Origin of the sequence: Niabella yanshanensis, assembly GCF_034424215.1 — a bacterium.
Lineage (GTDB): Bacteria > Bacteroidota > Bacteroidia > Chitinophagales > Chitinophagaceae > Niabella > Niabella yanshanensis.
In genome coordinates, this window is record NZ_CP139960.1 from 5,034,204 (window position 1) to 5,047,561 (window position 13,358).

Annotated in this window: 11 protein-coding genes and 1 tRNA gene; 4 read left to right on the forward strand and 8 right to left on the reverse strand. The window is 39.6% G+C overall.

Annotated features, from left to right (window positions below; all coding sequences use genetic code 11):
• Nucleotides 1–246 precede the first annotated feature (246 nt).
• Nucleotides 247–1,590 (forward strand): amidohydrolase, encoded by a 1,344-nt coding sequence (locus U0035_RS20725; protein ID WP_114790844.1) that lies wholly within the window; start codon nt 247–249, stop codon nt 1,588–1,590.
• 326 nt (nt 1,591–1,916) lie between these two features.
• Nucleotides 1,917–2,246 carry a hypothetical protein gene (locus tag U0035_RS20730; RefSeq protein ID WP_162817855.1) on the forward strand — a complete coding sequence of 110 codons (330 nt, stop codon included), beginning with the start codon at nt 1,917–1,919 and terminating at the stop codon, nt 2,244–2,246.
• A gap of 662 nt (nt 2,247–2,908) precedes the next feature.
• On the opposite strand, the gene U0035_RS20735 is transcribed toward U0035_RS20730, so the two are convergent.
• The 4 genes from U0035_RS20735 to U0035_RS20750 all read right to left on the reverse strand — a co-directional run bounded on the left by U0035_RS20735 (nt 2,909) and on the right by U0035_RS20750 (nt 6,789).
• On the reverse strand, nt 2,909–5,113 hold the full coding sequence (locus U0035_RS20735; RefSeq protein WP_114790848.1) for a peptidase domain-containing ABC transporter: 2,205 nt from the start codon (nt 5,111–5,113) through the stop codon (nt 2,909–2,911).
• A 2-nt stretch (nt 5,114–5,115) separates the two neighbouring features.
• Nucleotides 5,116–5,631 carry a peroxiredoxin family protein gene (locus U0035_RS20740; RefSeq protein ID WP_114790849.1) on the reverse strand — a complete coding sequence of 172 codons (516 nt, stop codon included), beginning with the start codon at nt 5,629–5,631 and terminating at the stop codon, nt 5,116–5,118.
• A 1-nt stretch (nt 5,632) separates the two neighbouring features.
• Entirely contained in the window at nt 5,633–6,277 is a 645-nt protein-coding gene (locus tag U0035_RS20745; protein ID WP_162817856.1) for a hypothetical protein, read from the reverse strand.
• A gap of 314 nt (nt 6,278–6,591) precedes the next feature.
• Nucleotides 6,592–6,789, reverse strand: a complete 198-nt coding sequence (locus U0035_RS20750) for a hypothetical protein (RefSeq protein ID WP_114790851.1) — start codon at nt 6,787–6,789, stop codon at nt 6,592–6,594.
• A gap of 700 nt (nt 6,790–7,489) precedes the next feature.
• On the opposite strand from U0035_RS20750, the gene U0035_RS20755 reads away from it, so the two are divergent.
• On the forward strand, nt 7,490–7,621 hold the full coding sequence (locus U0035_RS20755) for a hypothetical protein (protein ID WP_262510872.1): 132 nt from the start codon (nt 7,490–7,492) through the stop codon (nt 7,619–7,621).
• 222 nt (nt 7,622–7,843) lie between these two features.
• Here the strand turns inward: U0035_RS20755 and U0035_RS20760 are convergent.
• The 4 genes from U0035_RS20760 to U0035_RS20775 form a co-directional block, all read right to left on the reverse strand.
• Nucleotides 7,844–7,928: transfer RNA gene (locus U0035_RS20760), tRNA-Ser, on the reverse strand.
• 119 nt (nt 7,929–8,047) lie between these two features.
• On the reverse strand, nt 8,048–9,490 hold the full coding sequence (locus U0035_RS20765; RefSeq protein ID WP_114790852.1) for a hypothetical protein: 1,443 nt from the start codon (nt 9,488–9,490) through the stop codon (nt 8,048–8,050).
• Nucleotides 9,487–10,155 (reverse strand): RNA polymerase sigma factor, encoded by a 669-nt coding sequence (locus U0035_RS20770; RefSeq protein WP_245957713.1) that lies wholly within the window; start codon nt 10,153–10,155, stop codon nt 9,487–9,489. The genes U0035_RS20765 and U0035_RS20770 overlap by 4 nt, the downstream gene beginning before the upstream one ends.
• A gap of 116 nt (nt 10,156–10,271) precedes the next feature.
• Nucleotides 10,272–10,997: a DUF4397 domain-containing protein gene (locus U0035_RS20775; RefSeq protein WP_114790853.1), complete on the reverse strand. Its 726-nt coding sequence runs from the start codon at nt 10,995–10,997 to the stop codon at nt 10,272–10,274.
• Nucleotides 10,998–11,241: 244 nt separating this feature from the next.
• Here U0035_RS20775 and dnaK point away from each other — a divergent pair, with 244 nt between their 5' ends.
• On the forward strand, nt 11,242–13,158 hold the full coding sequence (dnaK, locus tag U0035_RS20780) for a molecular chaperone DnaK (RefSeq protein WP_114790854.1): 1,917 nt from the start codon (nt 11,242–11,244) through the stop codon (nt 13,156–13,158).
• Nucleotides 13,159–13,358: the final 200 nt, after the last annotated feature.

Consider the following 13,358-nt stretch of genomic DNA (forward strand, 5'->3'; position numbering starts at 1 on the left):
ACTTACACTCATATACAAGTTTGTGGCTGGTGATATTAGCGGGAAGTACAACAGCTGTAGCGTGATGGCAGCTGATTACCTGTTTTGAGCCTGAAAATGTAATATTAATTTTTAATTGGGGCTGTTGTTTACTTTTTACAGGTTGGGTTGTTATATTTCAATATATATTATTTTTTTAGTGACCGGAATAAGTATCAGGCTATTTGAAGCGAAACCGTAACTAGCTTTACGGTAAACTTTTTTAAAATGAGGCAATCAGAAATATCACGTAAAGAGTTTTTAAAAAAATCGGGTTTAGGTTTTGCCGGAATGGCGGTAGTACCCCGCTTACCCGATAGTAACGGGCCTTCCGGCAGGGAGAAAATGAAAGAGATCCAATTAATGGAAAAGGAGTATACATTAAAAAATGTACGGTTGGAGACCGGTTTTGAATATGAAGACAACGAGGTCGTGCATACTGAAACCGGTTTGTTTTCGGTAGCGATTAGCGGTGGTAAAATAAAAGAAATCTCTCCCAATGCACCCAACCATGTTGGCGCAATTGATGCCAGGGGATTGTTAATGCTTCCGGCATTTAAGGATATGCATATTCACCTGGATAAAACTTTTTACGATGGTCCGTGGCAGGCTGCCAGGCGACGAACGGATGGTGTAAAAGGGATGATCGCGCTTGAACAGCAGATTTTGCCGGAGATGCTCAAAACCTCAACACATCGTGCAGAGCAGCTGATCGAACTATTGCAGTCCAAAGGAACTTCTTTTGCCAGGAGTCATGTCAATATTGAGCCAACTTCAAAATTGCAGTCTCTGAAGAACCTTGAAAAGGCGCTGACCGATAAAAAAGATGGTTTTCGGGCCGAGTTGGTTGCCTTCCCGCAACATGGCGTTTTTTATACCAATTCAGCAGGTTTCCTAAAGGATGCGGCTCAAATGGGTGTTGATTTTATAGGAGGCCTGGATCCGTATACCATTGATGGTGCAATAGAAAAAACAATCGACTTTACCGTTCAGCTGGCATTAGATCATAATAAAGGAATCGATATTCATTTGCATGAATCAGGTGAATCGGGGCTTAAAACGGTTGAGTATCTCATAAGGAAAGTAAACGAAAGCCCGGTTTTAAAGGGAAAGACGTTTATCAGCCATTGTTTTGTACTGGGAAAACTGGAAAAGGCAAAGCAGGAAGAAATAGCTGGGCAACTGGGCGCCGCCGGCATTGGCATTGTGTCCACGATTCCTTTTGGTAGTTTGATAATGCCGATTCCTATTCTGTACAAACATAATGTAAGGGTGCTGACGGGTAACGACAGCATTATAGATCATTGGAACACCTTTGGAAGCGGGAGCGTGTTGCAAAAAGCAAACCTGATGGCTCAGCTTTATGGCTATAGTACTGAATTTTTATTGTCGAGGAGTTTGAAGCTGGCTACTGCTGATTTACTTCCCCTGGATGATAAAGGAGTACAGCAATGGCCTAAGACCGGCGATGCAGCTGATTTTGTATTGATCGATGCAGGCTGCTCGGCGGAAGCAGTATCCAGGGTATCACCGGTACGATCGCTGGTCAGCAATGGGAATATTGTTTATTAGAATAGCGGATGCATCATTTTTTAGAATCGGGGAAGCCTGTTTTATTATTGCTGCCTTAACCCGTAATGTGCCCGAGCGTAAAACCAGTCGTTTCGAATAGTATTTTCGATTTGTAAGAGGCAAATACTGAATGGAAGCCACTAAAGATAAAAGTTGATTTTAGAAGATGAGCTTCCCGATTTTACAAATCAGTGTGAACTAAAAAATATTTATTATATTATTGCTATTTAGTATATTTATGGAAAAGCTATATGAAATACATTGTCATTTTTTTAGTAGCATTTCCAATTTATGCTTCAGCCCAGACTAAACAGGACTATAATTTTATGACCCGCTTTGTTAATTATTATAATGCCAGATCTTCTGATAAGATATGTTCGCTATTTCCTCCCCCAAAAAACGAGGAAGAAAATTGCTTTTGGAACTCATTGAAACCCGATGAGGAAAAATCTATTTATGATGAATTTGGTGCAATAAAAAAATATGAATACCTGGGTGTTGATACAACCGATCCCGAGAAAGTAATCGTGTTCAAAGTTTTGTTTGCTAATAAGGGAGTAAAAGCACTAAGCTTTAATACGAAAGACCAAAAATTTAAAAATTTCCGTTTTGATACCTCCTCCGATCTGATAGAAAAAATGTTGAAACAGCGGTGATCGATAAGGGCCTAGTATGGATAACAGCTAATACAAGCGACGTTTATCAGGTCAATAAGTTTTGCCTTGTCATATTTTATGGGATAGTGGATGTCGTTAATAGCAAAAGCCTGCAATTCTTTCGAACTGCAGGCTTCAACTTTTTTAAACGTCTCCGCTTTTCAGCGGAGAGAGAGGGATTCGAACCCGTCACTGCAATTAGCTGATTATTAATAGGTTTAGAAACTTAAAATCAAAACTGCCACGAATCTGCCATAAACAGAATTACACATTGGTTAGCTTGATTTCAGAAGTATTTATATACCCTACTGCAATTTATTTGACTCAAAGAACGCTTTGATTTCTACTAAGTTCAAAATTACCACTTTCTTTTCTTTAATGCAAAAATGAGCTAAATTATATGAATCTATAAAAGCTTCAAATGAACAAAACGCGAAAAATACCCTATCACTAATCAAGTAATACGTAGCCTCGACAGCTTTATACTCAGCTTCTGAAACCAGGTTTTGCGAAAGATGAGGATATATTGTTGTTGATGTATGGCATTTATGATTTAACGCTTGAGAGGCTTCTATAAACATACGAGCCGAAAAGAACAATAGGACCCTGTAATATTATATCCAGCGAACAATTCTCGCTCGTAAACTAAGAACATTGACTGCTTAATGAAGAATATCTTGCCAATAATTACCATACAGGTTATGGCCTTTTATTAAATCGGAGTGACTGCCGGATGTGGTTATTGTTCCGTTTTCCAGTAAATAAATTCTGTCACACAGTGACTTTAGGACGTGCAGTCGGTGGGTAATAAAAATAATACCCATTTGTTTCTTTAGTTTCGAAAGTAGAGCTAAAACAAATTGCTCACTATTTCTATCCATAGCTGCGGTAGCCTCGTCTAAGATCAAAAGCTGTGGCTTTTTATACAGTGCCCTCGCTATCGCGATCATTTGCTTTTGTCCGCCGGAAAGGTTGATTCCTCCTTCACCAACAATTGTCATTATCGATTGTGGCATGGCGTCAATATAAGGCGAAAAGCCATATTGTTTTAAAAATTGAATAACCTCACTTGTCTTTTGGGTCGCGTCTTCAAATGCTATGTTTTCAAGAACGGTTGCGTTAAAAATATGGATATCCTGCGGAACAATTTTCACAAGATTTCTCCATGCAGCAATATCAATATGCTGTAACAACAACGATTTATTAATAAAAATGTCTCCGCTCTCTGCCGTATAGTTTTTCTGCAGTAATTCAGCAATTGTACTTTTTCCGCAACCATTCTCACCCATTAAGGCAACGATCTCACCTTTTCTGATTGTGAAAGAAATATCTTTTAATAACGGTTTGCGACCGGCAAAACGGAAAAAGAGCCTATTTGCCGATAAGCATTCAAAAGCAGAAATTAATTCGTTACTCTCTGCTTTTTCTGACTTGCTGGAAGCAAAGTCGAACATTCGATCAAACGCTATTTTTGCTTCATTAATAGGAATAGATATCATTGCAAGGTTCGCTACTGCGGGTAGCATTGTCCCGCACATGGATAAAATCGCAATCAGCTCTCCAATTTGGAGTTGGTTATTTAGCACCTCGTAACAACAATATGAAAGAATACCGATTAAAAATAGAACGCCCAATGTACTAACAATAGCCGAGAGTTTGATTTGTATGCTGTTGAGGCTATAAACAGCCTCTTGAAACTTTTTATATATATTATGATTAGCTTCTTGAAACAAATTTTGACTATTATTATTTTTAACAGTCTCGATACCTTGCAACGTCGATATATAATTGGCTTCGACTGCGGCATAGCCCACCATTACATTTTTCTGTCTTTTGACAATTGAGGCATTGTTTTTATAGATCAATAAGTAAAAAAGGGGCATTACTAGCAAACATATAAAACCAACTGGCAGCGAATAAGCAAAAACAAGTATAAGTGATATTAGAACCGCTAAAACATCAATCACTACACTGCCTGCGAGTTGACTTATAGCACGCTGAATGCGACTCGTGTCATTTAATCTCGCAGTCATATCCCCAATTTTGTGTGTGTCAAAAAAAGACTTCGGTAACGAGAGTAGATGATTAAAGAAGAAGCTAATTATGCGGATGTTGAACAACTTAGCTTGCCGTATTAAAAAATGTTGTCTTAAAATCGACAAACCTTCCTTAATTAGCAATAATAAAAAGACGAGGATAATTCCCCCAAGCAATTTCACCAAGTTCTTATTTGGCAAAATATCATCAATCAAGCGTTGAGAGAAAATTGCCATTGCCAGGCTTAGACCAGCTACAAAAATACCTAAACATGCACCAATGCTTAATAAATGGGTGTCTTCTCTTATGAGGTCCTTAATCCATCTTATTTTAGCCTGTCTTTTGTTAGATGTTTTTATGAAGTGCTCATTGGGGGAAAGAGTTAGACAAGTTTTTGTATGCCAAATATCGGCCAGCTCCTCTTTGCTGTAGTATGATACACCTTTTGCTGGATCTCCTATTAGAAAAGCCTGAGTCGCTTCATTTGCAGTGGTTTTATTTGATACGGGGAAATATCCGAAACACACAACATAATGATATGAATTGCCACTAGCGGTTACATGTAATATACAAGGATTCGGATGCTTTATGAGAGAATCAAGATCAGATTCACAACCTTCGGCAGTAAATCCGATGCTATTCGCAGCTTGATACAGCCCAAGCAATGTTGTACCGATCGAGTTGGTACCGCTAAGAATTCTTAAGTTTTCTAAAGTATTTGAACCATCATAGTACTTTATCAATGATAGCAAGCAAGCTATCCCGCAGTCGGTCTTATCTTGCTGATGTACTAATGAAATTTGAGCGGCCTTTAATTGTGTAGATCGCATTTTTATTTAACGGCGTCTATGAGCGCCTCTATTTTTACTTCCCCATCATATTTTTTTAATAGATGGCCGTTTTTAGCATAAATGAAAATTGTGGGGACGCTTTTTGCTCCAAAGATTTGATACATGATATTATCGGCATCTCGAAGCAATCTAACAAACGGGAAAGCAGAAAGATTATATTGACGGTAAAAGTTTCTAAGTAGATTTTCCGATTCTGAGGAAACCAATAAAAAATTGCTCTTTTGTAATGTTTCTGCGTTTTTAAGAATTTGGTTAGTTTCGTATTGGCAATGTTCGCATCCCGTATTGAAATAAATGATTACTGTGCTTTTGTCCTTTATCAGTGAATCACTACCAAAATGAGTATTATTTAAGGTGTAAAAATTAAAAGGTGGTAGCGTGCTTATTCGCTCCTTTACAAGACTTTTTTTATTCAGTGTATGCACAATTCTATACACTAAAAAACCACCAATTCCCAGTAGTGCTAAAATTGTAAAATACTTAGCGAATATTCGCATTCTAAGAGAATTGCAATGTTAAAAACACTATGACTAACATCCAAATTAGCAACCCTATAAGATATGGAATACAAAAACGCTTAAATGCTACAGTTTTAGATACATTAAACTGATTGGCGTACAAGAGCGTACCAATATAACAAAATAAGACTTCCCAAATATTTATGGTTTGAAGCGGGTACATTGCCCACACTTCTATATCTTTTGTTCCCCAAAAACCGCTTAGTGCACCGGGAATGGAGCTAAAATCGTTTAAATTATTTACTTCTATAAAAAAAGAAAATGCGACCATTTTCACTAAAAGCATTACGCAAAAAATGATTTCAGCCTTCAAACATACATTTATATTGCCCCGAATATCGAATCTTCCATTCAATGAAGAATATACGGTTATCGCAAAAGCATTGTACAATATCTTTATTAGCAAAAATACTGGGAGAAGAATTAGTACAACAAGTTGCTTCTTTTCTTGATCTTCGTAAATATTAAGAATTCTTTCTATCGATATCTGGTCTGCAAAACTGTTGTACAGTATAGTCTTTGAAAAAAAGACATTGTTGATAGTGTAAGTTTCCAGAATTAAAAAACCGGAAAGCACAACAAAAAACAACCAAAACCTTATCTGAAGAAGTTCTTTTAACAACACAAAGAAGAAAATTATTTATTCTTAAAATACATATCTTGAAAGTATCTAATCGAATAAAAGGGTATTAATAGTTTCCAAATTTCTGATCGCTTTATCAAACCCAAATGAACAAGTCTTTCTCCATCAACAATAGTTCTATAAACGAGACAATACCCCAGTAATGCAATAACAAAATAAAGTGAACCTAAAGAGGAGCTCCAAACTATGAATCCGATAGGAAGAATAATTAATAGATAATATGTAAGAAGTTTCATAATAAAAGTGATTTAGGGATGAGGGGAATAACAGGCACTATTCATGCCTGTTTAAATTACTTAATGAACATTTTTCGCCATGCAATTCGTAGCAATAGCAAGCCCTGTAACTGGAATTGCAATTGTTTGAATATACAACCATACAGAAACCCATCCGTGATTGTCATACGCATCGTTAATGCAATCCATTGTGCCTTGGCCATCAATACTTTTACCGCCTTCAATTCGCTCCATTTGAGCCATGTCAATCTTTTTCATTTGTTATGTTTTTAGTGTTTTGTCCACCCTGTCTTTCGCCTTGGGTAGTTTGTTCAGCGTCCTGGTTTTAAGCACAAAGGAAAATGCTACTTTGCTTTGGTGTGCAAATGCTAAACCACGTAATTGAAAGTACAAGCATTAGATAAGGGTAATTCGATGTTTAGGTAGCAATTTGCATTGTTCATTTCGGTTACCAATTTCAAATTTTATAAATTCAATATTTTCAAATGTATAAAGCGAAAAGGATAACAAATGAATACGAAAAGCCAAAGTTTTGTTAAATAATTAACCCTTTTTAACTTCTGTTGATTGGAAAGATATCTTTTTCTTTATTCTTCTAAAGGCTTAAGCGCAGTATAAGATCTGAGTTAATGCTATAATATTCTTTCCTTCCCCTTAACCTGAAAATTACAAACTATATTAAGTCGCGAATGTCAAAATCCCATTATGGGGTGGGATTACAGAAAAAACGCAACTCGAATTTAATAGATGCTCTGATGGGCATTATAAATAATTTCCGATCATTTAAAAACTCCCGTTCCCTAAGCAGATATGGGGATACACACGAATTCCTGGTTGTCATTTAATTAATTCCATAGAACAAATTTCATAAACCCACATGTGGGTTAGGTTGTGCTTTTTGCCGGTCCAACGGATGCAGTTTTGTGTTGCCATTGGCACTTAAACAAAACGACCGGATATGGACATAGATAAACTGGAATTCATCAATTGGATGCAGCGTGTGATGCAGCGATTCGATATGATCACGGAACTGCTCCGGGAAAAACAATTGCAGAAACCAACAATTGAAGGAGATGAGCTGCTTGATTAATATTCCCGTACTTGACAATTCTTTTACTTACTAGTCCATTCTTGTAAGGTTCGTACCATTCAACTCTCCAGCGCTGGGAGAGGTCGTAGTCATAGGTCTTAATTTCTGGTACAAAAAATTTTTTTTCTCTTGTATTCATTTCTAAAAATTTTAAAAATGATACAAGAAGCTCCTAAAATGATACAATGCAAGCCATTCAAAGTGAATAACTTGCATTGCCAGCGGAGAGAGAGGGATTCGAACCCCCGGACCTGTTACAGTCAACGGTTTTCAAGACCGCCGCATTCGACCACTCTGCCATCTCTCCGGGCGCAAAATTAGGGGTGTGGTCTCAAATAGCAAAATACATTTTAAATAATTGCTAACTTTTTTTAATAAAAAAGACCTGCTGGCTGAGGGCAGGTCTGATCATCATAAGGACGTCATTTAAAGATCTACTTTCAACCGGATACCCGTTCCAATATATTTCAGGTTTTCCTGTGTTACATTCCTCATCGGAACTTTCAGGAAGGGCTCCAATGCCACCCCGGTTCTTCCCGATATTTTTTGACGGTATCCCATCGAGATATTGTAGAAACCGAGAAAAGGAGTATTTTCTGTTGGTGTTTGCATAGATTGGGTGGTTGTGTTTTGTTCGGTAAAAAGAACAGACTTGTCTTCCTTGAGCGCACCTCTGTTGGTTTCTACTGATACTTTTACATTGCGGTTGTCAACATAAGTATACTTCTTGTTATCGTTAATAACAACAAGTCCTGATACACCGGCTGAGGCGTATAGCTTCTTACTGATATTGTAATTGATCTCAACCGGAATATCGATACCCGTTAAAAAGCCATCCACCTGCTGAAGTGAATTGGTTTGTTGCCCCGCTACTACATTATAGGCCGATGTTAGCGCGGCTTTTGAATCCAGCGCACTGCCAGGCTTTGCAGCCTCTGCGACTCCCTGGGCGCCATTTACTACTGTGGGTGCAGAAGCTATCATATTGCCTAAAGGCCCCGCACTGTAGTTCCGGGAGGCTGACAATTTATTATAGGCCACACCCGAACTGATTTTTATTTTATCATTAATAGCATAGCCAACAGATACTCCATATCCCATATCGATACCCAGGTCTCCGAATAATGGCGACACGTAAAGGCTGGGCTGCCATTTCCTGTTCTTTTCTTTATCTGATTTGTTTGTTGCCTGAGGTCTGGCCGCTACTATATATTTTTCTTCTTCCTGGTAAACCTTTGGTGTATTTGCTACCTTGGGAACATCGGTTTCCACACGGGTTTTCCAAAAATCTATCTCTGATTTTTTAGTGTCGGATACGGCTGCTGTATTTATATTTTGCCGGGGAGAAATTAACGAGGACGGAGGTGCTGTAATATGGGTTGGCGCTCCAAGCCCCTGGATAATACCCGGTTTGAAGTTTACCTTGGCCGACCTGATACCCGGCTTATAGTTGGTCAATGCCGAGGCTACATTATTTTGATGAATTGCCGTCAGGTTATTGTTATGGCCATCTGTCAGCTCATTCAAACCCTCTGCTCGTACAGCCGGGCTCTCTGATTGAATTTCAGGCGAGGCCTGGGCTATATTGTTAACCGGAGAGTCGACAGGTGTCGAAGCCTCTCCAACCATTGGTGACGAAGGATCACTAACCGGAGTGGATGCATCAAAAACACGGGCCAGCAGAAAAATGGTAGTGACCACTGCCGCAGCAGCCATCACCCGTTTCCAAATAGGGATGACGCCCTTTTTAACAGGCGCAGGGGCAGATACCACCTTGAAGCGTTCCCAGGCTCCCTCGTCATAAGCCTCCTCGTGATGGCGCATCACGCTTTTGATGTGATTAAAAATATCGTCGTTCGACTCTGTCATGCTTTAAAGTTTTCACTGTACAGGGCTTTTAGTTTGTTTTTAGCCCTCGACAGGTAAGAACGGCTTACATTTTCAGGAATGGCCAGTAGCCCGGAGATCTCCTGGTGTGAAAAGCCTTCTATTTCATATAAGTTGAAAATTGCCTGTTGTGTTTTCGGCAATTCATTCAATAATTTTAATATATCCTTAGCCTCCGTGCTTTGCACCTGCATTTCTGCAATGGGGGCAATGGGCATGTCAGCAATATCATCTTTACCGAAATCTATTTTCTTTTTTCTTAAAAAGTCAATAGCAGTGCGGGAGGCAATTTTGGCAATCCAGGCCTTGAAGGAAATGGTGATATCGCCACTTTGTCCTATTGCATTAAAAGATGAAATATTGTTGAATATCTTTATAAAACTATCATTTACTAATTCTTCTGCAAAGTGGTAGTCACTGACATAACGGATCACCACGCCTTTCAGGTAGCCATAAAAGCCCTTATAAAGCGCCTCTTTCTGATGCTCTGTGTTGTTTTGGCACCCTTTTAATAAATCTTCCAGTTCATCCCCGCTTATCGCCAATGTCTGTTTTTTTACCAGCTTACTTGCTTCTAAACCAATATTACCCCTTTGGGTTAAGGAGCCTTGAACCGGTGGTTCAACACCTAATAATATATTGTCCAACAATATAATATTTTCGTTCAATTTGTTTATCCTAAAAAATCAGCCTGTCCTGGTTGTAGCAGGATTGGGCTGATTTATTTTTTAAAGGTACGGATCAATTAATAAGTTGCTATACACTAATGAGCAAACCAGTCTACTGCAATCCGGGTTCCTGCTGCCTGGCTTCCGCTGATATATCCGCCACTCCATATTGTATAAAAATTTGAATTTACTTTCGACAATGTGATTGGCTCTGAAGTAGCAAGCAGTGTATTTTGTCCGGTAGCTCTTAACTCAAATTGGATATTAGAGGCAATTTTATGACTAAAAAATTGCCCTGCATTCTTGTATCTTATGTTGGTAGCAATTGGTACCGGATTATCTTTTACATACAAATCTAAAGCCGGTGCGTCGGGGGTCATGTTCGCAAAGCGTATGCGAACTGAATCCTGATCGGCAGCTCTGGTGCTGTCACGGATTAACACAGCATCCATTTTAGAAGCGGTATCCGTAATAAATACAGTGTAAGATTTAGGCGCTTCAAAAACCAGGTTTTTCGAAAAAATAGGAGTTGCAGTCGATGTCCAGGCGCCATAGACCCGGAAGTTACGGTTACCCGGCTTCACAGGAAGGTAATCCACGCGGTCCGTGTAATTAAAAGTTGTTACGCCTAATCTGCTGTTATCGAATGCAATATCCAGGGCGGGTACACCTGCAGAGGCGTGAACCACACCAACGCTGGCCGGAACAATACCGTCATAATTGGCATCTGAGTTTGATTTCTTGCAGGAAACCAACGCCAGTGCAGCAAAAGCAACTGCTGCTAAGCTTCGGGGGCTAAAGTGTAAAAAATTATAATTCATCTTCAAAAGTTCTTGTTTTAAAATAGGGGGATTAAAAATCGGTAACCAGCTGATTTAATGAGATAACGTTGACGAGGCCCCAAACGCAACAGCAGCGCTAAAAAAAATATTTTTTAAAAAGCCGACATCACGGCGAAGTAATCTGTCATTTTTGCATGTTTTTGGCTTCGGCACAATCATTGAAAATGAGAAGTAGCCGCAGAAAACGGCAGAAATTCTAAAAAACAAGAAAAACATAAATATTATGGGTAAAATTATTGGAATCGATTTGGGAACCACCAATAGTTGCGTTGCGGTAATGGAAGGTAACGAGCCGGTGGTAATTGCAAATGATGAGGGGCGTCGTACCACACCATCGGTAGTAGCTTTCCTGAAAAACGGGGAACGTAAAGTGGGAGATCCTGCAAAACGTCAGGCTATTACGAATCCGCAAAATACCATTATGTCAGTGAAGCGTTTTATGGGGCGCAGGTATGATGAAGTGGGCGAAGAGATCAGCCATTGGAGCTATAAAGTAGCTAAAGGAGATAATAACACAGTAAGAATTGATATTGACGGCCGTTTATATACACCGCAGGAAATTTCTGCAATGACTTTGCAGAAAATGAAAAAAACTGCTGAAGATTACCTGGGACAGGAAGTAACTGAAGCGGTGATCACCGTTCCGGCTTATTTTAACGATGCACAGCGCCAGGCAACCAAAGAAGCCGGTGAAATCGCAGGTTTGAATGTTCGTCGTATTGTAAATGAACCTACAGCGGCGGCCTTGGCTTACGGGTTGGATAAAGGTGGTAAAGATCATAAAATTGCTGTATTTGATTTAGGTGGTGGTACTTTTGATATCTCTGTACTGGAACTGGGTGACGGCGTTTTCGAAGTAAAATCAACCAACGGTGATACCCACTTAGGTGGTGATGATTTTGATAAAGTGATTATGGACTGGCTCGCAGATGAGTTTAAAGCAGAGGAGGCGATAGACCTGCGCAAAGATCCTATGGCCTTACAGCGCTTAAAAGAAGCGGCTGAAAAAGCTAAAATAGAGCTTTCCAGTTCTTCTGAAACTGAAATAAACCTGCCTTATATTACTGCAGTAGACGGTGTACCTAAGCACCTGGTGAAGAAACTGAGCCGTGCTAAATTTGAGCAGTTGGCTGATGATTTATTCGCCCGTTGTTTGAAACCATGTGAAGCAGCTTTGAAAGACGCAGGTATGAGTGCCAGCGAAATTGAAGAGGTGATCCTGGTGGGTGGTAGTACCCGTATTCCTAAAGTACAGGAAATTGTAGAAAAATTCTTTGGTAAAAAACCAAACAGGGGTGTAAACCCTGACGAGGTGGTTGCTATTGGTGCAGCTATCCAGGGAGCAGTTTTAACCGGTGAGGTAAAAGATGTTTTATTATTAGATGTTACACCGCTTTCGGTAGGTATTGAAACCCTGGGTGGCGTAATGACTACATTAATTCCTGCCAATACTACTATTCCTACTAAGAAGTCTGAAGTATTCTCCACTGCGTCAGATAACCAGCCGGGTGTACAAATTCATGTAGTTCAGGGTGAGCGTTCAATGGCAAAGGATAACAAGAGCCTGGGTATGTTTAACCTCGATGGTATTCCGCCGGCTCCTCGTGGTGTTCCCCAGATTGAAGTGATGTTTGATATAGATGCTAATGGTATCATGCACGTTACTGCAAAAGATAAAGGAACCGGTAAAGAACAAAAAATACATATCGAAGCAGGTAGTGGTTTAAGCAAGGAAGAAGTAGAAAAAATGAAGGCTGAAGCAAAAGCCAATGAAGCTACTGATAAAGCCGAAAGAGAAAAGATCGATAAACTGAACCAGGCCGATAGTCTGATCTTCCAGACTGAAAAGCAACTGAAAGAGTATGGGGATAAAGTTCCCGCCGACAAAAAAACAGTTATAGAAAGCGCTGCAGAAAAATTAAAAGAAGCGCACAAGCAGCAGGATATTGCCGGAATTGATGCTGCGATGACGGAACTGAACAATGCATGGACTGCGGCAAGCGAAGATCTTTATAAATCTGGTCAGGCAGGTCCTGAAGCTGGTGCTCAGGCGCAGGCTGATCCGGGGCAGCAGGGTGGCCAGGCTGGAAATGGGGCTACCGATGATGTGACCGATGTGCCTTACGAAGAGGTTAAGTAAACTATAAATAGCATTTTTAAATAGGAAGCTGTCTCAATCAATTGAGGCAGCTTTTTTTATTGCCCGCCGGCACGGGTTTTCATCCGGTAACTTTATTTTTTTAGAACTTTAATTTTCATTCATATCTTTGCGGCACAAAAATTCGAATTATGAAAGTGATCATTGCCGGAATCCTCGTACGCACCCGTTAGTACATCCGG

Bases quoted from the DNA above. Each gene is read 5' to 3' on its own strand.
- U0035_RS20775 (WP_114790853.1), bottom strand. From the start codon at position 10,997: ATGAATTATAATTTTTTACACTTTAGCCCCCGAAGCTTAGCAGCAGTT.
- U0035_RS20730 (WP_162817855.1), top strand. From the start codon at position 1,917: ATGACCCGCTTTGTTAATTATTATAATGCCAGATCTTCTGATAAGATA.
- U0035_RS20740 (WP_114790849.1), bottom strand. From the start codon at position 5,631: ATGCGAATATTCGCTAAGTATTTTACAATTTTAGCACTACTGGGAATT.
- dnaK (WP_114790854.1), top strand. From the start codon at position 11,242: ATGGGTAAAATTATTGGAATCGATTTGGGAACCACCAATAGTTGCGTT.
- U0035_RS20725 (WP_114790844.1), top strand. From the start codon at position 247: ATGAGGCAATCAGAAATATCACGTAAAGAGTTTTTAAAAAAATCGGGT.
- U0035_RS20735 (WP_114790848.1), bottom strand. From the start codon at position 5,113: ATGCGATCTACACAATTAAAGGCCGCTCAAATTTCATTAGTACATCAG.
- U0035_RS20765 (WP_114790852.1), bottom strand. From the start codon at position 9,490: ATGACAGAGTCGAACGACGATATTTTTAATCACATCAAAAGCGTGATG.
- U0035_RS20755 (WP_262510872.1), top strand. From the start codon at position 7,490: ATGGACATAGATAAACTGGAATTCATCAATTGGATGCAGCGTGTGATG.
- U0035_RS20750 (WP_114790851.1), bottom strand. From the start codon at position 6,789: ATGAAAAAGATTGACATGGCTCAAATGGAGCGAATTGAAGGCGGTAAA.